This window comes from Streptomyces sp. NPDC059169 (genome assembly GCF_042755225.1).
GTDB lineage: Bacteria > Actinomycetota > Actinomycetes > Streptomycetales > Streptomycetaceae > Streptomyces.
Genome location: NZ_JBHZCF010000014.1, coordinates 202,944 through 225,446, shown reverse-complemented (window position 1 = coordinate 225,446; position 22,503 = coordinate 202,944). Strand labels below are relative to the sequence as shown.

10 protein-coding genes are annotated in these 22,503 nt (G+C 68.2%); 5 read left to right on the top strand and 5 right to left on the bottom strand.

The genetic code is table 11. From position 1 onward, the window contains the following. Window positions 1-30: 30 nt before the first annotated feature. The 3 genes from pglW to ACFXOM_RS25210 form a co-directional block, all read right to left on the bottom strand. The gene (gene pglW / locus ACFXOM_RS25220; protein ID WP_385039385.1) at window positions 31-4,704 is read right to left on the bottom strand and encodes a BREX system serine/threonine kinase PglW; all 4,674 of its coding nucleotides are present in this window, start codon (window positions 4,702-4,704) and stop codon (window positions 31-33) included. 481 nt (window positions 4,705-5,185) lie between these two features. Then, window positions 5,186-7,288, bottom strand: a complete 2,103-nt coding sequence (locus ACFXOM_RS25215) for an N-6 DNA methylase (RefSeq protein WP_385039382.1) — start codon at window positions 7,286-7,288, stop codon at window positions 5,186-5,188. 122 nt (window positions 7,289-7,410) lie between these two features. After that, entirely contained in the window at window positions 7,411-8,739 is a 1,329-nt protein-coding gene (locus tag ACFXOM_RS25210) for a serine/threonine-protein kinase (protein WP_385039379.1), read from the bottom strand. A gap of 109 nt (window positions 8,740-8,848) precedes the next feature. On the opposite strand from ACFXOM_RS25210, the gene ACFXOM_RS25205 reads away from it, so the two are divergent. From ACFXOM_RS25205 to ACFXOM_RS25190, 4 genes are read left to right on the top strand one after another with little or no spacing between them, the layout of a single operon-like run. Beyond that, window positions 8,849-10,513, top strand: coding sequence for a PD-(D/E)XK nuclease family protein (locus ACFXOM_RS25205; RefSeq protein WP_385039377.1), 1,665 nt, complete (start codon window positions 8,849-8,851; stop codon window positions 10,511-10,513). Window positions 10,514-10,524: 11 nt separating this feature from the next. Continuing rightward, window positions 10,525-11,688, top strand: coding sequence for a hypothetical protein (locus ACFXOM_RS25200; protein WP_385039374.1), 1,164 nt, complete (start codon window positions 10,525-10,527; stop codon window positions 11,686-11,688). After that, entirely contained in the window at window positions 11,681-15,250 is a 3,570-nt protein-coding gene (locus ACFXOM_RS25195) for a signal recognition particle (protein WP_385039371.1), read from the top strand. The genes ACFXOM_RS25200 and ACFXOM_RS25195 overlap by 8 nt, the downstream gene beginning before the upstream one ends. A gap of 46 nt (window positions 15,251-15,296) precedes the next feature. After that, complete coding sequence (locus ACFXOM_RS25190; protein WP_385039368.1) at window positions 15,297-18,155, top strand: pPIWI_RE module domain-containing protein; 2,859 nt, start codon at window positions 15,297-15,299, stop codon at window positions 18,153-18,155. Window positions 18,156-18,591: 436 nt separating this feature from the next. Here the strand turns inward: ACFXOM_RS25190 and ACFXOM_RS25185 are convergent, their stop codons facing one another. Continuing rightward, window positions 18,592-19,071, bottom strand: coding sequence for an ASCH domain-containing protein (locus tag ACFXOM_RS25185; protein ID WP_385039366.1), 480 nt, complete (start codon window positions 19,069-19,071; stop codon window positions 18,592-18,594). Next, the gene (locus ACFXOM_RS25180; protein ID WP_385039363.1) at window positions 19,068-21,128 is read right to left on the bottom strand and encodes a GNAT family N-acetyltransferase; all 2,061 of its coding nucleotides are present in this window, start codon (window positions 21,126-21,128) and stop codon (window positions 19,068-19,070) included. The genes ACFXOM_RS25185 and ACFXOM_RS25180 overlap by 4 nt, the downstream gene beginning before the upstream one ends. 378 nt (window positions 21,129-21,506) lie before the next feature. Between ACFXOM_RS25180 and ACFXOM_RS25175 the strand changes: the two genes are divergently transcribed. Then, on the top strand, window positions 21,507-22,193 hold the full coding sequence (locus ACFXOM_RS25175; protein ID WP_385039360.1) for a hypothetical protein: 687 nt from the start codon (window positions 21,507-21,509) through the stop codon (window positions 22,191-22,193). The last annotated feature ends 310 nt before the right edge of the window (window positions 22,194-22,503 follow it).

The following is a 22,503-nucleotide window of genomic DNA, read 5'->3' as shown; positions in this document are numbered from 1 at the left end:
GAAGAAGGCCGAGTCAGGAGGGGAAGAGGGTCAGGCGTCCGGCGCGAGGTGTTTGCGCGCGACCCAGGCATCGGGCACGACGATCCACTCATCGAACCCTGCCTGATACGGCACGCTCTGCCCTGCCAGCCGCGGTGCTTTCGCCGGGTCGGACTGGGCAACGAGCAGCCACAGCGGGCTGCCACCTTGCCGCGCTTCCTCCGCGAGCCTTACAAGCAGGTCCAACGCGTCGTACCGGGCGAGCACCGCAGTGTCGGTAAGGAGCAGCGGTCCCTGCCCCTGCCTCAGTCGCTCTCGCAGCTGCGGCTCGATGCGCCCCCACGCCTTGTCTGTACGGATGCGCAGCTGCTGGTGAGCCCGGCTTCCGGGTTCGGCAGCGTCGGCCTTGAGGACGGTCTCCCAGGTCGGTCTGGCCGCCTCGCCGATCACACTGCGCAGTTCGTTCACGAAGAGCCCGGTCAATGACACCGGCCGCACACCGTACGGCTCGTCCGCCAGGTGCCGCACCGCGTCCTCAGCACCCCGGTGGGGCACCGTCAGGACCCGGAAGCCGTCCTGTCGCCCCGAGTGCCTGAGCCGCTGTTCGGCCTTGACCGCGGCAGCGACGGCCGCGTCCGCGTCGTACTGGGTGGGGGCGGATCGACGGGCCGCCGAGGCTCCCCAGCTCGCCGAGGTCAGGCCGGCGGTCGCGTCCCCAGCCGGACGGTCCGGGATGAGGCGGAGCACCTTGTCGTAGCGCGTCGCCAGCTTCAGCTCGAAGCCGGCCTGCTTCAGGTAGCGGACAAGTGCGCTGCCCGTGGGCAACTCGCGTGGCACCAGCGGGTCTGTGCCCAGGTCAGGGAAGCGGGTCGTGACTCGCTTGTGCAGGGCGTCAACCGTGAGGCCCGGCAGTCGCTCCTCCTCGACGCCCGACTGCACGGCGACTACACCGGCCTGGGTGATCCTCAGCGCGCGCACCAGGTCCAGGTCGCGCGGGTAGATCTCCAGTCGGGGGGTGAGAGCGGCTCGGGTCGAGGCTGCCACCGCGATCTCGGCGGTGCGCCGCTCGTCCCAGCCCAGGTTTCCCGGCGGCCGTCGCACCGCGTCCAGCTCGGTAAGGACGGTGCTGGCCGTCGGCAGGGATTCCAGGTCCGCGAGTCGGTCGGCCCGTGCGCCCAGGTTGAGCGCGTATTCCTGCAGAGCGGGCAGCGTCGGGGTATCCGGGCCGTCCACGCCCTCCCGGACATCGAGGGCGAGCAGGCCGAGCACCGGATCGGCGCCCTTGGGCATCCGGGCATGGAAGTAGCGGAAGAGCGGCGGGGACTCGTTGTTGTAGCTCTCTCGCTCGACCACCGCACGTAGCAGCGACAGGGCGAGCGCGCGCCGGTCGCGCCGTTCCACATGCTGGGTGCCGCGCCGGGCGATCAGCGCGTCGGCAAGCTCGATCACCGGGGCCACCCGACCGCGCTCGGCAAGGAGTTCCACCACTTCCTCGCGCAGCAGCCCGAGCGCGGTGTCGTGGTGCCAGCGCTCGCGCGCCTTCTTCACGATCTGCGGGATACGACCCGCGGTCAGGCCCACCGCGTCGGCGACGTCCCGCTGCCGAACCCATGCCAGGCCCTCGGGCAGCTTGCCGGTCTCGTTGGGCAGTCGCAGTAGCAGCCGAACCGCTTCGCGCTCCTTGGCGTTGGAGCGGGCGCTGCCGCTGGATGGCTTCGGGACCAGGCGAGCGGCCAGCGCGTCCAGGCTCAGCGCGCCCAGCAACTGCGGGTCAGTGACATTTCCGCCGCTGGCGGCGACCGATTCGGCGACCGCCTGTTCCAGCTCGGTGATTTCCTGACCGGCTGCCTTGCGGGCTTCCGCGCTGAGTGGTGCGGGGGCCGCTTTCCCGAGTCGGAGGTTCCACTCCTTCTGCCGGCGCTGGATCTCCTCCCGGGTGCGCGAGCCCATGCCAGGCGCCGTGAGGAACTTCCTCGCCGAGTAATCCAGTACATCCCCGACGGTGTTCAGCCCCATGGCGAACAGCTGGGACTGCGCGGAGAGCGTCAGACCCGCCACGGACAGAGGCGTCGTACGGTCAGCCCTGGCCGCCTGCTGGTCACGAACCTGCTCGACGGAGGCATCATCGTCCTCCCGTCCGATCTGGGGCCCGGCTTCCCGCGCGGTCCCTCCACTTTCCGCCGTACCGTGCCCGGAGCTCGGAGCCGTTGTCCGCTGCGCATCCAGGAAGAGCGCCTGCCAGGCACGCTCCATCGGCTTCAGGTCCGAGAACCGGTCCTTCACGTCCCGCGCCAGAGCCTTGCGGAAGAAGGCGACCAGGCCGTCGCGAACCGCCGGCTCGAAAGCGTCGGCTGCGAGCTGCGGGTACGGCCACTCCTTCGGATCGGTCTGCCGGGCTGTGACAGCACCGTCACCCCATCGGGGCAGCTCGTTCGACGCCATCTCGTGCAATGTCGCCGCGAGCGCGTACCGCTCGGCATGACCGTCGTACGAGCCGCGCGTGATGACTCCCACGAACGGGTCGAGATAGCCCTCGGTGCCCGCATCGATCTCCTTCGCCGGGTATCCGGCGAGCGAGAAGTCGATCAGCACCAACTGTCGGGTGCCGTTGGGACGGATCCGGATGGCGATGTTGTCCGGCTTCAGGTCCCGATGCCAGATTCCCTCCGCCTCCAAGTGCTCCACCGCGCCGAACAGGTACTTCCCGTACGCCTCCAGCTGATCCATGCCCAGGCGACCGTTGTCCCGCAGCTGACGTGCGACGGTGTCCTCACGCCGCCTCGGCCCCTTCCCGTCACCACGGTCCTGGTCCTTCAACTCCCGGCTATCGCCGACGTATTCGAGAGCGAGCACCCGACGACCCGCGAGAGTCATCGGCTCCCGCTCGTACAGCGCGATGATGCTGGAATCCCGGTGGATACGGCCCAAGATCTGGGCCTCCCGATCCAGGACCGCGTGCTTGGCCTCGCTCAGCGCGACCTTCAGCACAGCCACCGGCAGGTTGCCGCTACGCCGCGGCTCACCCGCGAGATCCCTCACCAGGAACGCCCGAGAGGTCGAGCCCGTGCCGAGCCGACGCACAACCTCCCAGCGCCCGGCCAATACATCCCCGGCCACGACCTCCAGCGGGTCCTTCTCCGGCTCGCCCCGATCTTCGTCCGTTTCCGATCCCGACCCGGCGCCCCCGCCCGTGCCTGCGGCTGCGGCTGCGTCCGTGCCGGCGGAGTCCTTTTCGGTGAATGCCTGCTCGACGTACTCCAGCATCTCCAGGAAGTCGTCGACCGTGGACAGGCGCCGGCCCGGTTCGTACGCGGTGGATGCCTCCACCAGGTCGTCGATGTCCGGGTTAAGTCCGTCGACCAAGGCACTCGGGCGCAGGCTCTCACCGGCTTCCAGGCGGGCCATGACCTCGCTCTGGCTTGCGCCTGGCGCCTGCCCGGTGACCAGTAGATACGTGAGGACACCGAGCCCGTACACATCGAGGCGCACCGGATCGGCCTTCGGAATCCTCAGCTCCGGCGCCAGATACGGATCAGCCTGCTCCGAGACGTGGAACCCGGACACGTTTGTAGGAGCCAGGGTCAGGGGCCGGCCACGGCTGGCGCTCCGGCCTGTAGCGATCTGCCAGTCCGCGATCTGCGGCCAAGGGCTCAGCCAGCGCTGTTCCTCGCTGAGCTCCCGCCCGCGCGGGCCACGATCACGCGGAATGATGTGCACCGCGTGCGCCGACAGCGTGCGGTGATGGACACGGCGTGAGTGCGCGGAGCGCACCGTCTCCGCGAGCTGCCGTACGAGCGCGAGGCGGCCCCGCAGGTCCAGCTGCTTCCCGTGCTGCACCAGAAAATCGTCCAGCCGCAGCGTTTCCGGGTGGTAGTCGAACAGAATCGTCGGCCCGGCCGGATGCCCCGACGGCAGGTAGCTCTTCAGCTGTACCGCACCCGGGTGCCGGAACCGGCTGAGCACCAACGCCTCGCGAGCAGCGGCCTGCTCCACGGAACGCCGCTCGGCGTCCGAGGCCCCACGCTCGCTGAGAAAGACCCGCACACGCGCCAGATCATGCAGCTGGGAATGACGGCCCAGATAGTCGGCCCAGGTGGGCCCAGTGTCGAACGCCTTCGCATCCAGGAGATAGGAGCCCACCTCGTGCTGGCGGCGGATCGGTGCGATGCCGAGCTTCTTCAAGGCCGCGTCGACATGTCGAGACGTCTCGGCCGTTATCCGGCGCCGGGCGTCACCCGGCGGCTCGGCCAGCATTTCCACGAGCTGCTTGACCGTGAAAACGCCGTTCAGATCGGCGGCCGGAAGGTTCACACGGAGCTTGTCATCCGTGAAGCAGACCGCCTCACCCACCCAGATCTTCGGCCAGCCCCCGGGCCGACCGGAGACGTCGTTGATCAGGCCGGACAGCTCCTTGGCTTTCCGGTTCGCCAGGTGCAGGGGGTTGCCGTGTCGCCGCTGGGTCCCGCCGGGCGTGGTCTGCACCCAGTCGTTCCCGCCGCCGTGTACCGATCCGTGCCAGTCCTTCAGCTCGAGGAGGAACACCCCGGCCGGTGAGGTCACCAGAAGATCGATCTCGCGGACATGTCCGCTGTTCGCGGTGAAGGTGAAGTTCGACCAGGCGCGCCACGGCTCCTCGTCCGGCAGGCGCCTGCGGATCGCTTCCAGGCCGCGGCGCTCGTGCTCGTGCTCGGACTCGGTGACCGTCGTCCACCGACCTTCCAGCATGCGACTCCCCGTCTATGTCCGTTTGCGCACGATTACGCCTGCCGTGGCCCTGTGGCCGTACTCAGGTACATCCATCTGCCCCGCAGAGTGAAATCTTAGAGGGCGGGACTGACAGCAAGAGTGGGACTGGGTTTCCTGGACGTCTTCGCCCTTCGGGTGTGATCACCGGGTTTCCAGTGGTCAGGCGGGATGCCGGCCACCGGGTGGCAGTGATGGCCCGTCGTGCTGTCTCTTGCGTGAAGGTGTCGGATGCCGTCGATGACGACTTACCGGCGGTAAGTGTGTGCCTCCTCACCACCCACCGCCCCGACGGCACCCCGCACCCGTCGGCGTCACCTAACGACCCCGAGCCCCGTATCGCCCACGTCATCAGCGACGGCGCCAGCAGGAAGGTCCGCGACGTCCGCGACGTCGGCGACCTGGCCCGAGCTGCCTGAGCCAGGCTGACGGCCGGCGCTGGTGCCGCGCTGCTCGGTCGGGCTCAGTCGTCCGACGGCGCGAGGGTCCCGTCGACCAGGGCTCGGGTGAGGGCTTGAGCGAGCTCGTGTCCGGCCTCGGCGGTACGGGTCAGCTCCGCGTCCCATCGGGCGAGGCGGCGCAGCGCTTCGCTGCGGCGGCGTTGTGCGTCGATCGGCAGGAGGGGCAGGTGCAGGCGTTTCACGTCGATGCGCAGGGCGCCGCTCGCAGTGGCTGACGTTCGGGTGGCCTTCGTGGCGTTCTCAGGGCGGGTGAGGGCACCCGCTACGAACCACGGGTCGAGGAGGTTCGGATCGACGCGTACGACGTGCACGCCGGGTCCGAGTCGGGCCCCGATCTGCTCGTCCGTCGCAACTCGGGCCACCAGGGTTTTGGCGATCGCCGGGACCAGGATGTCGTAAGCCTGCACCCGGGCCGTCGGTTCGTCGTTCATACCGACGGGCACGGCCCCGCTGGCGGGCCGGCCTGTAATGACGTCCTGGCTGGTGAGGGCTGGCTCCTGCTGCTCGGGGACGGGGACATCGAGGTGCGCGGCACGGGCCGAGTAACGGTGCAGGCTGAGCGCTCCGGTTCGGGAGAGTTCGCCCAGTGTCGCGGTGGATACGTCGGATGACGCGGGCTGCGAGGCGCGGGCCGGCCGTGGCATGTCAACCCTGAGGGCATCGAGCCTGGCCTCGATGGCGTCGGGCAGTCTCAACAGGGCCTCGGGCGTGTGCCGCGCGATGTCCTGGTGCGGCACGTGACGTCGCGGGGTGAGGTCGATGTCCTCGTCGAGCAGTTCGGATAGCGACACGTGTCTGGCGACGGCGGAGTCGGGGACCGAAATGCCGTGGCCAGTGAGGTGATTCAGCCACAGCGCGGCGACTTGGCGGCGCAGCGCCTCGAAGCGGTCCCTCGAGGCTGTGCGCTGGTCCAGAGGCACGGCCTCGCCGTTCACGAACAGCACGCCCGCGTCCGGGGCGCCGGCCGCCTCGGGGCGTTGGAGCACCCATAGGTGGACGCCGTTACTGCTCCCGACGGTCGCCGTCGGAGGCAGTGCGACGACTGCTCGGAGCACGCCGCGCCGGACCAGCTCGCTGCGGATACGGCGTCCCGCAGGACGCCCGGCTGCTGCCGGTGGCATGAGTAGGGCGGCCCGGCCGCCGGGCTTCAGGTGGGCCACCGCGTGTTGCACCCATGCCAGTTCGGGCTCGGTGCGCGGGGGCAGACCTCCGTACACCCACCGAGGATCGAAGGCGAGTCGGTCGTGGCCCCAGTCCTGGAGACCGTGCGGGGGGCTGCCGATGACGGCATCGACGCTCTCTGCGGCGAAGGCGTCCGCCAGGAGCGGCTCGCCGACGTGGAGGCGCAGATCGTCGCCATCCGGGTCGACCCCGGCCTGCTGACGAAGGAGCAGCAGACGCAGGAGCGCAATGCGAACGTACTCGGGGCGGGAGTCCTGCCCCAGGATCCGTGGCAGCACCCCGGAGGCGGTCGCCTTCTCAAGGACAGGGCGCAGGAACGTACCGGTGCCGCAGGCGACATCGAGGACCGAGGCCGCGGGGCCAGTGAGGTCCAGCATCAGGCCGGCCACGGCAGTGGGGAGGTCGCTCAGCCCCGCCGTGCCCCTGGCGGTCGCATACTGCGAGTGGAGGTGCTCCAGGACGCCGACACGGCCCTCCTGACGGGCCATTGGGAGGACAGCGTCGAGGAGTTCGCAGTGGGCAGGTGACCACGCCTCCGGAAGCACCGAAAGGAGAATTTCGGCGTGCCGAGGTGCCGCGAGTGACCGTACGCCGTCCCCGAGTTGACGCGGAGTGGGCACATCGGCGGGCGCTGTCAGGAGTGTCAGCCCGACCAGAGCTATGGCTTCAGCGGGCCGTCCTGCTGCGCCGAACGTCTCGATGTGCCGACCAAGACGGTCGAGCGGTGCGAGGGCGCGGAGCTTGCCCTGCCGGTCGAGCCATTGCTCCACCTCGCGCAGGTCGAAGGCGGGGCTGGCGGATGTGCCGGCGACTGGCTGGGGGAAATCCTGGTGGCGCCGACGCCAGTTACTCACCGCTGCCCGGCCGACACCCGCGATCCTTGCGATGCCGGTGGCCGTCACCGTGCTCGGTTCTTCTGCCACGCCTCTCTCCCTGCGTCCTGCTGTGTCCCTGTGGGGAAGATGTGAAGCGTACCTTCGTTCTACCGTGCGTGTATGTCATTCACAGCCCAGCGGAGTCGCTTGTCGTGCTCGCGTGGCGCTGGTCAGTCCCACGTGCCGTCTTCTTCGCATCCCTCGACGCCTTCATCGATCTCGCGGACCTCAAGGCTTCCCTCCCCGAATGCGCGCACGGCATCGGGGCGTACATCGCCGTACGCGAAGTGGGCTTCCTTCGACAGGCCCTCCTCGTGCAGCAGCCCGGCACGATCGATGCGCAGCCGTACGACACCCGGTTCGATACGGCCGAAGCGACCTACCGCGTTCTTGAGGCACTGCTCGATCAGTTGGATGGCCCCGCGTAGATCGCCATCCGCCGCGAGCTCGCTCGCTTCGGTGCGAACCCGTGTCAGGTCGTCCCGCCTCAGGTCGGCTTGCCGTGCGTGGCGGCGCGCCAGGGCATCGAGCCCGGATCCGCGCCGGCGTTGCACGTGTGGCGGCGACTTCTGCGGCCGGGGCGGCGGTGAGCACGGTTGGACCCACGGCAACGTCGGATCGAAGTCGCCGAGCTCGGGGCAGCCGGGTGATTCGAGGACTGCCAGGTGCGACCGAAGGGCCTCGTACAGCGCCCGAGCGTCCCGAGGTCTTAGATCCGGATTCTTGTGCAGCAGCTGGTCGATGACTTCGGCCAGCCACGGTGGCGCCTGCGGGCGCACATCCGCGGTCCTGCGCGGCGCCTGGTCGATGTGACAGCGAGCCATCGCGTGAGCGGTCGGCGCATCGAAGGGGAGTTCCCCGGTGACGAGTTCAAAAACGACACAGCCGGTGGAGTAAAGGTCGCTGCGCGGCTCGGTGAGTCCGTCGGCCGCCTGCTCAGGGGCCATGTAGGCCGCAGTGCCCGGGACATGACCAGTAACTGTCAGGCGCGTCGCGTGGGGGTCGGAGAGCGCAACAATGCCGAGATCCACCACCTTGACGACACCGCCCGGCGCGATCATGACGTTGGACGGCTTGAGGTCACGGTGGACGAGGTCGGCATCATGCAGCCAAGCGAGCGCCGTGGCGAGCTGGGCCAGGATCGCGGTGACCGCGGGGAACGGCAGCGGGTGATGCCGGGTGGCCAGTTCCGCCAAGGTGGGTCCCTCAATGAACTCCATGACGAGATAGGGCTCCCCATCATGATCATGTCGGCCGAACGCATACACCTGCGGGAAGTGCCCGGATCGGCCGAGCCTGGCCGTCGTCCTAGCCTCGCGCTCGAAGCGGTCCGAGTAGCGCCCCTCCTCCCGTTCGGCGTTGTGCGGGTGGAGGCGCTTGACCGCCACCTGCCGACCGAGGTTCAGGTCGTGCGCCAGGCTCACCTCGCCCATCGCACCCCCACCGAGCCGCCGCACCAGGTGGTACTGCCCATCGATGATGTCGTTCTGTGAACCCACCTGAGGTCCGTTCTCTGCAATGAATTTGACGGTTCGTCCGTGCGTGAATCGTAGCAGCGTGTAGCATCCGGTGAATGTTATTCACAGCGATGTGGGTGAGGGAGTGCGAGTGACCGACTGGCCGCTGCCCGAAGGAATCACCGGCGACCCCGGCCTGATCAGAGTGTTCACTGGGGGTGCGAAGGAGGGAGAGGAGGACTGCCCCACACTGCGGGCCGTCAAAGCCCGGCCCCGTCTTCGATCCGTGCACCGCACTCCCTACAAGCCGGCGGACTTCGAACCTTTCGCCCTTGCCGCCGTGATGCGCAAGCTCGACGTCCTGGAGTTCGGTCGGGTTCGAGACGACCCGGCCAGGGTGCGCCCCGCACACCCAGGGCTGGAGCGCTACGCCGAGCATGCCCTAGCCCAGTACCTGGCTGCGGCGAGATCTCTCGACTCGGAAGAGGAGCTGCTGCCCGACCCCAAGTACTGGGTCAGACAGTCGAAGACGACGACCGACCCCCACGGCAATCGCACGGTGTACGAACTGAGGGTCTGGGGACGCTGTTACGCCAACCGCGAGAGGACGGTGTGCGAACTGCGTCTGCTCCGGTTCGGGTCCGTACGGCCAGGGCGACGCGGGCGTAACGAGCGGGATCCGGCGGAGGTCAGCATGGCGGCGTACGTCGCCGCTCACGGCGGTCGCGCAGCAGGGCCCACTCGATGGGGTGACGAGCACAACGTGCAGGGCGCCGTCACCCCACAGCGGGTCCGGGTCGTGGAGATCGGGTGCCTGGACGGCTCGGTCCGGCCGTTGTTCGACGGGACACCCGATGAAGCGAGAGCCGCGTACCAGCGGCTCGCCGCACCCCGCCTGCGGGGCACCGTCGACGCCGTGCACCGGCGCCCGGGACCCGGATGCGCGACGTGCCGACTGACCGCTACCTGCCCCGGCCTGCAACGCACGCCCGGCATCCTCGGCATCACGGACTCCTCCCGACCTCGCCGTACCCTGTCCGTTACCGATCTGCGCCGGTACGCGAACTGCCCGGCCCAGGAACACCTGCGGCGCATCCATCTGCCGTACGACAAGGACATCGAGCACGACCGTCACGTGGCGCGCGGGCACGCTGTGCACGCCTGGCTCCAGCATCTGCACGCGCGAACACCCCAGCGTCCCTGCACCGTGGCTGATGCCCCCGCCAACCGGACGGACTGGCGTGTCGACGACTGGCACCTGACCGGCGACGACGCCGAACTCGGGGCCCGCCTGATCGCCCGCCACGCGGCCGTGTGCCCGCTGCGCCACGCCGATCCGGGAACGACGGCGATCGCGGAGCAGCTCCTCACCTTCCACGACCCGCAGGCCGACGTTGTGCTCGTCGCCAAGCCGGATCTGCTGTACCACAGCGGTGGTTCGGTGGTGTGGCGGGAGATCAAAAGCACCAAGTACCGCACACCTCGTGGCGGCAAGGACATCCTGGAACAGTACCCACAGGCAGCGCTGGCCCTGGTGCTACTGGCCGAGGGAGTACTCGGCGGCGACGCGCGCCGCTCCCGCGTCGAGGTGGAGATCCTGCGGCCCTCAGGCCCCGACCTGGAGCTCGTCTCCCCCCGCCAGGCCGACCGGGTCGCCACCGCACGCCAAGTGATCCACGATCTCGCCGCCCCGTGGCACCGGGACCGTACGTCTGCCCCGAACCCTGGAAGGCGATGTGCTCGATGCGAAGTGGCCCGTTGGTGCCCCGCGACCGCAGCCCGCCCCGCCTCGTCCCCCTCCAGCGAACTCCAGTGAAACGGACCGCCGTGCCCACCACCGACTCCGCTCTCGTCCCACACCACGGACTGACCCTGCTCCGCACTGTTGCGACTGCAGTCCTCGACCTGGATGCCCTGTCCGATCTCGGCACCTTCACCCTCCCGTATCCGCCCGAGGCGCAACGGGCCCTTGATCGCACTGCTCTGGCCTGCCTGCTCCGCGGCGCCGACCCACCTCTGAGCGTGAGCGACCTGCTCGTCTGGTGCCGACAACGGCCGGTGACGGAATGGCCGCTGGACCTTCCCGATGGTCTGGCAGGCCCGGAGGACCGACTGATCGACGAGGACGCGTGCGTGCCCACGGACCTGTGCTACGAATGGGCCGTCGACCGGCCCGACTCTGCGACCGAACAGATCGATCGCGCCCTGATCGGCCTGGCGATGGACCGCTGCCGCCTCGCGAACGCCCCCACGAGCTATGTCGCCTTCCGGCGCCTGCTCGTCGAACATCCTGTTTTCACCCGGGACAAGGCTGGCGAGATCGCGCTCGAACCGGCCTTCGCCCCTCTGGACGGGCTCCTCGAGCAGATCTACCTCCCAGCCCCCATCGGATGGGCGCGTGGCGGCCGGTTCACCTCGTGCCAACGCTGCCGCACCCTGCTCGCGCCGATGCGGGACGGCGGCTGGTGGTGCGAGAACGCGCGCTGCCGGCACAAGGGGGACGCCCTCGTAGGCCCCGCGTACGACGAGGCCGAGGGTGGTGGAGTACTGCTGCTCACAAGGCCGCTGCGCCTGTTCGTCACCGCCCCCGGCGTCGCCGAACTCCGCCTTGAGCGGGCCCTTTCACGCCTCGGCCTCGTCCCTGAACTGTGGCCGAACTACGACGCGTACGACCTGAGGATCACGTTGCCCGACGGACGGGTGTGGGCTGTGGACGTCAAGGACTGGGCCAACCCGGCGCTGCTCGGACGCAATGCCGTGCCCCTACCGACCGATCCGCCGTACGACGAGGCGTTCCTTGTCATCCCCGACCATAGGACAGCCCTGCGCCACGATTACGTGGCTGTCGTCCGCCGATTTCTGAGCACCGACGTACGGCGTCGCACGACCGTACTGAGCCAGCGGCAGTTCATGGCGAGGGCTCGGGCCGCGCTCGCCGACGCCCAGCAGGGACCCTTCAGCGACGACCGACCGGAGGACGACAATGCGTGACCGAGAACAGTGGCGCGGCGACCTCATCGCGGAGCTTCTTCCGTACTTCGCAGACGATCCCGAGCCGGAGCTCGCGGCATCCCGACTATGCGAAGTCGAACTCGGCCTCTGCCTGGTGGAGCGGCTGCTGCCGGGACATCCCGTACAAGCGGGCTGGACCCTCTTCGGTGGATACCCCTTCGCCTCCGCACTCGGCCATGCCTGCACGCCCGAGCAGCAGCGCATGCTGCGGATCGGCCGCCACCTGCTATGGCCCCTGCGGCGACGCCGCGTTTGGGTCCAGTCTCTCGACGCCTACCTGGCGCTGCCGCCGGAGCTACGCGGTTATCACCTCGACAGCAGGGACGACACGCCCCGGCGCCGGGGCGTGTCGATCGCTCACGGCCGATGGGCCATCTACGGACGGGCGCTGGCCGCCGCGCCGCCGTATCGGACTCGGACGCTGCCGCTGGCCCAGCCCGGTGGCTGGCGCTTCCTTGAGGGCCGCACGTGGACCTCGGTGGTGCTGCCTGAGGAGCTGCCAGCCGAAGAAACCGCGCCCCATGCCCTCGGACAGGCGGCGACTTCAGAAGGTAAACCAGTGGAGGCGCCATGGGATGAACTGGTCGCGGTCGCAGCGTGGATGGAGGATCAATTGCGCGGGCCCGACGACCCTGACGGCGGCGACTGGCGCCGCAGGCTCAAAAGGATCGAACTGTTCGTTCGCGAACCCGAATCGGGCGACTTCGCGCCGGAGCGGAAGATGCTGCGGATCGACCGGATGTTGCATCTGCTCGGCATGGTCGGAGCCGGCAAGAGCACCCTGCGCGACATCCTCGCGGTCTGGGCAGCCACCCACGACAAGCGGGTCACCTTGGTCGTGGGCGATGTCGCCGAGGCCCTGCATCTGGTGTCCCTGTTCACCGCGCTCGGCCTTAGGGCCGCCCCCCTGCTGGGGGCAACCACACGGGAGCAGCACCTGCAGCGCACCCATCGTCGCCTCGCCGCACAGGCTGACGGGACCTCCCTGCTCACCCACGACGCCCTGAGCTTCGACTACCTCAGCACAGCGTGCCCGCTCGACGCCCTGCGCGGAGTCGAGGCGGCGGAGCCACTCACCTACCCCGCGGCTCCCTGCACCCAGCTATTCCCGCCGAAGCGGCGCCCGCCCCGGCGCCCGCTGACCGCCCTGACCGTTGACGGGTCCGAAGGTGACCAAATCCCGAACCTGCGCAAGCGCCACGGCTGCCCCCTGTGGCACCGGTGCCCGCGCCATCACGGCGCCCGCGAGCTCGTCACGGCGGACATCTGGGTCGCCACCCCGGCCGCTCTGGTACACAGCACGGTTCCAGCCCACCAGAACGAGGAGCGTATCCGTTTCCTCGAACTCGCCTGCAGGCGCAGCGATTTGATCATCATTGATGAGGCCGATCGCGTGCAAATGCAGCTGGACACCATGTTCGCGCCCGCCGCCGTGCTCACCGGACGCGCGCCTAACTCGTGGCTTGACGAGATCCATCAGCACAAGATCGACGAGCTGGCCCGAGGCGGACGCATCCAGCTGTCCGACTCCACCGTCATGCAATGGACCGCGGCCCTGCACACGGTCACGGTCGCCGCCGACCGCATCTATCACATGCTGTTGCGCCACAGAAACCTGCGCGAATGGGTCGAGTCCGACTACTTCAGCTCGTGGACCCTTCAGTACAAGCTGATCGCAGAGTGGTTCGGCAGCCCGTCCGACTCCCATGCCGACGCGGCCGACACCCCCGACCGCCCCGCTCCCGAGTGGGACGAGGACATCGGGCGAATCGCCGACGAGGACGACGAGGCCCAAGCGCCCGAGACTCGAAAGCCGGAAGCACCGGGGCCCACTGGCGACCCGCGCCGCGACGGGGTCGTGGCCGTTCTCGACGCGTTCCGTGACGACCCGCTCGGCGATACGGAGCACCACGACCCCCGGGTCGACGGACTGGTACGACTCACACGTCAACTCCTGCACACCATGCGCCCTCGCAACGCTCGCCGCCTCATCGAGCGGGAGCTGCTCGCACTGGTGGGCGACGCCGTATCCAAGGCGCAGAGCAGCGTCTCGGATCAGGTATTGCGCTTCGAGTTCACCCTGCTCCTATCGGCCCTCCACACCCGGCTCGACCTGCTGACGGAAATGTGGCCGAGGGTCGAGGCCGCTCTCAACTTCGAGGCGTCCAGCAACGTCCTGTCCCGCCGCCCGCCCGAGGACTACCGGCCGCTGGTCCCCGAATCGCCCATGGGCAACATCCTCGGGTTCCAATTCTTGTCCGAGGACGCCAGCCTGGGACAGCTGCGCAGCGGCGAACTGCGCTTCTTCCGCTGCGCGGGAAACGGCCGCGAACTGCTCCTGCAACTGCCAGAGCTAACCGTGGCCGATGGGCTTCCCGGGCCGAATGTGCTACTCATGTCGGGCACCAGCTGGGCCGGCCGGTCCACGCGCTACCACGTGCTCACCGACGTCGGGGCACTGCTCAAGCCCCCGCCGGCGGAGCGCGCGGCCATCAACAAGACGGTGTTCACCACCCGCTTCCTGACCGGTCCTGACGGCAGACCCCTCAAGCTGTCCGGCGCCAAGCCCCACCTGCGTCCCCTCGTCTTGGAACAGATGCTGGACCGACTGGCCCGACGCTCCGTCGACGGCAAGCCCAGTGTGTTCGAGCAGGAACTCGCCGCCGTGAACGACGACCGGCGCGGCCGGCTCCTCGTCCTGACCGGCTCCTACGATGAGGCGCGCCGTGCCTCGGACATTCTCAACCGCATCCCACGATGGGCCGGAAAGGTATGCCGCCTGGTCCCCGACGACGCGGAACAGGAACACGAGCAGCGCTCCAACCCGAACCCGGGCCTCGGCGGCAGCGCGGTCGTCACCCTGCGCCGCGGTGACGTGGCGACCTTCGCCTCGACCGGCACGGAGATTCTCATCGCGCCTCTTCTCGCCATCGAACGCGGCCACAACATCCTTGACCGGGGAGTCGCCGCGATCGGCTCGGTGTTCTTCCTCGCCCGCCCCCACCCTCGCCCCGACGACATCGGCCTGGCCGTGCAGGCCGTGAACGACTGGGCCGCGCGCATGCAACGGAACGGTAGTTTCGACACGTTCGTCCGCGCGCAGCCGAGTCTGGACGACGCCGGTGCGGAGTTCCGAACCCGGGCCCGCGCACACTGGCGGCACCTCCTTAACCATCCTCTGGCCTGGAGCCGGCTGAGCGAGGACGAGAAGATCTCGTTCACCTGGGACCAGCTGGTCGTGATCTGGCAGGTCATCGGCCGGCTCGTGCGCGGCGGTGTCCCCGCCCGCGTCGTGTTCGTGGACGCCCCGTTTGCCACCCGCGCGGCCGCGGGCAACGCGACGCCGGACACCTGGCGGACAAGCCTTCTGCTCGCCATGCGGCACGTACTGGACCCCTACCTCACCCCGCCGGGCGACGCACCGACGCCCGATGATACGCCGGTCTCCTCCCTCGACCGGGCGCTCGTCAAAGCCCTGTACGAACCCCTGCACACCGCGCTCACGGGGATCGTCCCGTCCAGCCCTAACCCAATCGACTGAGCCGCACGGCGACCTCACAACACGAGAACATGAAGGGATTCCGTACATGCCCTCCTACTCCACGGTCAGACTCGCGGCGTTCGAGCGCGTCCGAGGTAAGGAGTTCGTCCGCCGACCGCACGGCCTGGCCTTCCCCGCCGCCTGGCGGCAGGAGGTGCTGGACTTCTACAGGATCGGCAAACGAGAACCGGACAAGATCAACCAGGTCCCGATCCGCCGCCTGAACGAAGTCATCCGTGCGGTCGCTCCCGACCTCCTATGCGTGGCGCGCGGTGCCACGCTGGACGACGACACCCCTTGGCTGTACGCGTACGAGCCGCTGCCCGTCCCCGTCATGCGTCAGCTGATCCACTCCTGGATCCGTGACTTGCACACTCCGCGTTCACGCGCGAAGCATCCGGAGATCACAGAGAGGGCCATCGAACTCAGCGCCTCGCTGGACGTGGCTGGACTGAGCTGGCAGCCGCACGAGGTGGACCTCTTCGCCGGGCACACCTCACCAGGCGGCACATTCGAGCCGGACCCACTCGTCTACCAGCTCCTGCCGGACGCCCTCGCCCAGAACATCACGAAGCTGGACCCATACCGCTTCGAGAACGTCGAGATGGAGTTCCGTATCGCCGCGGCCGCACGCGGCGCGGAGCTCGTGTCCTGGCCCCCGCGAGACCACCAAGACGATGACGGAGCATGGTGGGAGTTCTCGTTCGTCATCGCACTCACCGTGCAGACCGTGCCCTTCGCCGACTTCCGCCTTCACGTCCGCACGGGGGTACGCCGCTGGCGCACCGGCGGCCCCGTTCCCATGCCCTACCGGCGGTCCGTGTCGGCGTACCTGCTCGCACAGGAGCCCTGGCTGGCGCAGACGTCAGGGACCGCTCGGCTCGCGGTGAGCCGAATGGCCACCGACCGGCGCACCGCCCTCCCCGAATGGGTGCGCGGCGGCCCGGAGGGCATGCTCGGTCGCCTCCGCTTCTCCCGCGCGCTTCCCGACGCGGCAGCGGTACAGGAGAACCCCGACACTTGGATCGCGGGGAAAGACGGCATCGAGATCGGTGTCGTGCACGCCACTTCGATGGGCGGTCACGGCGTCGGAACCGGCCTCATGCCACGCGACCGTTCCCCGCTCACCAACTGGGCAGCTGAGGCATTCACCCCGTATCTCACGCGGCTCGATGACTTCACTCGCAGCCGCTATGCCCTCGTCCCGCGCAACCTGCCCAGGACTCCCACAGCCAAAACGAAGGAGGAACAGGCTCTAAAGAAAGCCGAGTTCGAGCGCGAGCAGCAGCGTGACCGGCGTGTTGCCCTGGCACGGGTAATCGGCGGCGCGCCCCTGGTCGCCGAGGCCCGCTGGCAGAACCCTCGCACCCGTGACGCCCTGGTCGAACAGCTGGCAGATCTCCTGGGCCTGGACGGAGAAGGTGGGACCGGTCCTGAGCGCTCCTGGACGACGCCGGAGCTGACGGTGCGCCTGTACCTGGAAGATGCCGACTTCGTCGCCGCCCGACTCGATTTCCCCGACGGCCGGCCTCAGCGCAAGAACCTCCCCGCAGCGATCGGCACCCGACGGCGGGAGATCGCCGACCTATGCGAGCGTGACGGACGCCCGGACGTCCAGGCGGTCGTGATCGAGATCGGCCACCCGAAGTCCTACCGGCCCGACATCGTGGACCCCAAGTTCGCCGCACGCCTCGGCTACGCCGACGCCGGTCGACTGACGAAGTTCATCACGGTACCGAGCTCGAAATGGGGCACCGCCACGAAGGCGAACATCGCCCACCGAGCCCAGCAGACCTGGTCGCACGTTCTTCGCCAGCTGGGAGTGTGCACCGTTCCGGAGCACAGTGTGGACGAACTGCCCGACAACCTGGAGTACGTCGCACTGTGGATGGTGAAGCGCCGCGCCGACGGCCCGACCCGGACACGCCGGACCGCACCTGTCGCCGTCCGGGTGAGCGCGGCTAACGGCTCGGTCACGGGATGGGATCCGGAGAGCGGGGACTGGATTCCGTATCGGGAACTGCTGCTTTCTCTCGCCCGACATGCCGAGGTCCCGGGAGAGTACGAGCAGTTCGACGATGACGACGACGGTGCGGCCGCCGACGAAACTGGAGAGGAGGACGGGGACCCAGCGGGTCTTATTACCGAAGAGGAGAGGGGCGAGCAGCAGCGCACCACGACATGGGTTCCCGACTTGGAGGATCAGCGGGCTGAGACGGCACAGTTCGTGCGGGCGATGCTTTACAGCCTACGTGACCGGCCCGTCCTGCTGCTCTCCCACGCACAGAACTCCCGTCTGCACTGGCCGTGGTTGACCAACGGACGCCTGCGCCCAGACGCCCTTCAGTTCGGGCACAACCCGGCGCAGCACATCACTCTGTACGGCGAGAATCTGTGCCATGTACGGGTACGCGACCACACGTCCGATGAAACGCCCCAGTGGTTCGCGCCGGACGACGACTCCCACGATCACGGTTTCGCGAGCGGCCTCTGGCACCGTCCGGACGCCGTCGGCGACCACCGCGTGTACTACAGCACCGGCGAAAAGCCCCACACGGCCAAGCACGCCGTTAAGACCGCCTCGAAGATCGCGACCCGGATCCCTATGAAGAAGAAGCCTAAGGAGGGCGCCGAGGACAAGGAGCCGGAGCCGGTCATCGACACGGGGACCAACGCATGGAACCCGACGGCACTGGAGATCGCAGTTCTCGCTGCACCGGAGGAGGAGACAGCTGAACCCGGGACCTGGGCTGCCGTGACCCACCAACTGCGACGCGCCCCCGACTACAACGTGACACTGAAGCTCCCTCTGCCGCTCCACCTGGCAATGAAGACGACGCAATACGTCCTGCCACACGAGGACGACACCGACGAATCCGCAGCGGAGGAGGGCGCTGGCCAGTGACCGGGTGACCGCGGGCGGCATCCAGCCGGCAGGGCCGGGAAGACACGTGGGTTGAAGCGATTGCTGACGTGGCGCGTGTTCACGGCTGGTCCGGAGTCGGAGGGGCAAGGGGACTTTTCCTGCCACTCCGACTGCGACACCAAGCCGAGCGCCGCGGGCCCCACGCTAGGAGGGCCTCTGGACCACCCCGATCGGCTCGTTGTCCGTCCTGATCATCGCGCTGGGCCACATTGTTGCGGTCGCGGTTTTCAGGTACACGGCGTGCACGCACCAAGGGCCGCATTCTCGCCGGGACCTGGTCGGGGCCATCGGCTCCGGTGTGGGGCTGGCAAGGTCCTGGCCCTGTTGCTCAACGCAAGTCCTGAGCAGCCCCACGCCCGTAGGCCGCCCTGACGTCAGCGCAACCTCGCCCGCACGTTGAGGGGGTGCAATCGGCCTAGGCCGGCGTCAGGTCGTTCAATGCGCCCTGAAGGGCCGCTCCGGTCACTGGTGCTACCTCAGCGACCTTCCGGAGGTCTTCGCCGGTCAAGTACCGGTAGCTCTGCGGCGGGTGGAACGTGCCGGAGGCTCGCAGCGCGGCCAGCGATACCGGGTCCTCGAAGGTGATCGGTTCCTCGAGTGACAGACCGCTGGCCTGAGTCGCTCCGCTCATGTACTCGTCATACTCACGCCGACTGATCCCGGTACTCGTGCGGCTGGCCGACCAGACCTCCCGAGGGGAGGCCACCTGCACGGAAGCAATCCGCGCCATGCCCACGATGGCCATCGTGGGCGCGGTCGCATAGAGGAGTACTGGCGTTCCAGGCGGGGCGGCGACGCGCTGCCGACGGACCTCCACCGTCTTGGTCCCAGCCAGGATCGCCGTGGCAAACCGAGGGTGGACGGACAGCAGCATCGCGCGCTCCGGATCACTCACGTCTTTCGGTGCCCCTCTTCGTACATGGCATGGAACAGCGCACTGCTGATCTTCGACAGCTGCATCGGCGGTATCCACCGTAGCCCCAGCCCCTTGGCCAACGCGGTCACTCGTGCATGCGTCACCTGTACGGGAAAGATCTCCGTGTCCGAAAACCTCAACGCCATGGCCTTGCCCGACACATCGGCTGCGGCACGCACTTCGGCATGACCATATACGCCCAGGTGTTCGAATCGCGAGAAGAGGGTGTCGGGGTCGTCGATGACCACCTCGTCGAGGCGCGAGCAGCCGATGACCATCTTGCCCTGCTGCCCGGAAGTCCCCTCGCTGACGTACCACAGGATCCGGGCGGGAACGCTCTCTCCTCGGTGTCCGGACGAGCGGTAGTAGACGTGCTCGCGGCTGATGCCCAGGACGTCGTCCCGGGGAACGAGCATGGCCGGAACGTCGAAGAGCTCCGTGGACCACCGCGGCTTGATGGGTGCGATGAACGAGGGCAGGGCTGTGTCAATCAGTTTGGCCGGCCACCACACCCGCTCGGCCATGCTCGCGATCTCAGGGGACACGCGATCATCCAGCCGGGGCGTCGACCGCCTCATCCGACCCGCAATCTCCCCGGCCTTCTCTGAGACGGCCTCAGCAGGTCCGCAGACGTCGACCAGGAGCGCGGTGAAGCCGCCCTCGTCCTCGGTGAAGCCGTCGGCACCGGCAGCCGACATTGCTGCCGGCGACAGGAACGGATCGGTGATACGGACCGCCTGCGCCCCTCGCTCTCGGCCGAGCCGCTTGAGCATGAACAGCAGTTGCCGGGCGAGTGTCTCCTCCAGCGGGTGCGATGCCGTGCGGAGGAACGCGACGTTCAGGTTGCGGCCGTCCATAGCCCAGACATAGAGGGCCACCGGATGTCCCTCTCCGTCCCGGAGCAGCTCCCTGCGCCACAGCACCCCGTCCTGGGTGAGACCTTTCAGTCGATCGGCGAAGGCCGTTCCACGGTCGCCCTCGGCCTGGTCGAAGAAGGCGACCAGTTCTCCTTCACTGCCTGGCGCGATCTCCTCGGCGGAGAAGGCAGTGCCCATGAGATCCGCAGGACGGTACACCTGGGCCTGGCGCAGTTCGTCCACATGCAGCGTGACCACCGCCGGGGAGACGATCTTGACTCGTGCGACGTCCCAGGCGATGTCCGCCAGAGCCGCCAGTGCGGGATCGCGCGTCACCAGTACCTGGAGCCCAGCACACGACGTCTCGGCCACGTAGCGCAAGCGGGCGCGCTGCCGGCCATCGAGGGGAACAGCAGGCAGCTCCTTCCCCGCTGCCGCGGCCAGCTCCTCCAAGCGGACGGCAACGGCAGCACTGTCGGGAGACAGGGACCGCAGCTCGGCAAGGCCCGCCCGCTGATGGGTGCGCGCCTCACGTTCCTCTACATCACGCACGTCGTGCAGAAGCTGCGGAGTGAACGCGAGCTCGATCAGCTCGGCGAGCCATCCCGCCGCGAGAGCACGCGACTCCTCAACAGCGCGCTCCGTCCCCGTACCGCGCAGCCCGGCGAACACGCCGTGGTCCACGGTCACCACCAGCAGCGCATCGCTCTGGGCCTCGGTGAACAGGTCCTCGTGCCCCAGATCGAGCCACCAGGTGTCCAGCGTCTCCTGGTCCTTGCCCCGCCCCAGGCTCTCTCCCCTGGGGACAAAGCCCAGCGCCGTCCACATGCTGCTGAGCCCGTAGTCGCGCCGGCACTTCGCACGGATACCGAGCCTATGAGCGTGCCGCGCGCGGATCGTCTCGATCAGCTCACGAGCGACACCCTTGCCTCGGTGTTCCTCTGCCACGCACAAGTGAGCCAGCCGCACATGCAGACTCCGCTTGGGCAGCCCGAAGAGCGCGTAGCCGACCACCTCCTCGCCATCCATGGCCACCAGCAGGCCGTCGTCCTCAGCATGCTTACGGTAGGCAGGCGGCGTCAGCAGACCCAGATACTTCGTGTACCGGTTACCCAAAGCGATGATCGCGTCCAACAGCTCCGACTGCTCCGCAGACACCGGCAACACTCTGATCGCCATGTTCCCCCTCCGGTTCCTTCAACCGACAATGCCCCAGGACGGCATACTGCCCAACAGCGTCAGTGGCGAGCCACTGATTGATCAAAACCAGCTAACTGGCGGGAATCCGTCTGCTCTTGTTTCGTTCGAGTGGATGGGCGGCGGTGTTGGGTTCGCGCCTGGCGGCGGGTTGACCGGGACCGTCGGTTGCTCGTCGGCGGTAGCCCATGGCTTGTTTCAGAGCGGCCATCGCCGCCGCACCACGCGAGCCCACGCGGCTGGCCTCGGAGCGTGCGCGACACGCACCCCGGCGGTCACTCATGGGCAGAATCCGCAAGCTGGTTGACCAAGGCTGTTCTTCCCCACGGCCTCGTAGGCGCCGCTTCTACGCTGACCGTCATGCGCGAAGTCGAATACCGGAGCAGCGGGGTTCCGTTGGAGGAGTACGAACTCATCCGCATGGACCACCGCCGTCAGAAGCAGAGCGAGGAGAGCAGCGTATCGATTCGACGACAGGTCGAAGAGGACAATGCCAAATGCCGGGCAGACCCGGCGATGGCAGAGCGCCGCCGCCAGGCGTTCGAGAACGTCGCGAAACTGATGCAGTCCTTCAAGAAGGCCGACCACGAGATCATGCGGTGGCGTGTCCGGCTGTACTGCGGCCACATCATCGAGACGGAGGCGCATTACACGTACACCGACCCCATCGATGCTGGAGGGTCCAGCAAGCAATGCCCTGAGTGCGGAGGTGCCCGGCAAACGATCGTGGCCTTCGAACCCATCGGACTGCGCGGCAAGCCACCGGAACCCACGGTCCCCACACCTCCGCCGCCCCCGAAGAAGCCGACACGAGCCGAACTCGAACGACGCGTTAAGACGCTGGAGAAGGAGAACGAACGATTGCGCGCGAGTTCAGTGGCTGAAGGTCCCGACCGAAGCCATTGGGCTGACTCGCCAGCAGGTCACGAAGGCCGAGTTGACGACAACGGTGAAGGCGCCGCCCGCGCGGACATAGAAATGGTCCACATCACCCCCCTCGTTCGAGCAAGTTTTTTCGAACCACCCATCGCTGACGAACGGAACTGACAACATGCCGCCGTCGTACGTCAACCTCGAGTCGAAGGCGGACCATTGGAACGGCAGGTCAATGAGCGGCAACTCTCGGTGCTGCAGTGGGTGCAAGACGGGTGCCCTGCCGGCGTTTGGGAGACCAGCTCCTACAAGAGCACCTGTCAGGCACTGCAGAACCGGGGCCTGGTCACGGTTTCCCGGAAGGCCGGGCAGTGGAGCGTCACCCTGACGAGTGCTGGCCAGCACTACCTGGCGCACGGCGCGTACCCTCCCCTCGGGTCACGCCCGCCGAAGACCCAGGCCGCTGCTCCACGACCCCAGTCCA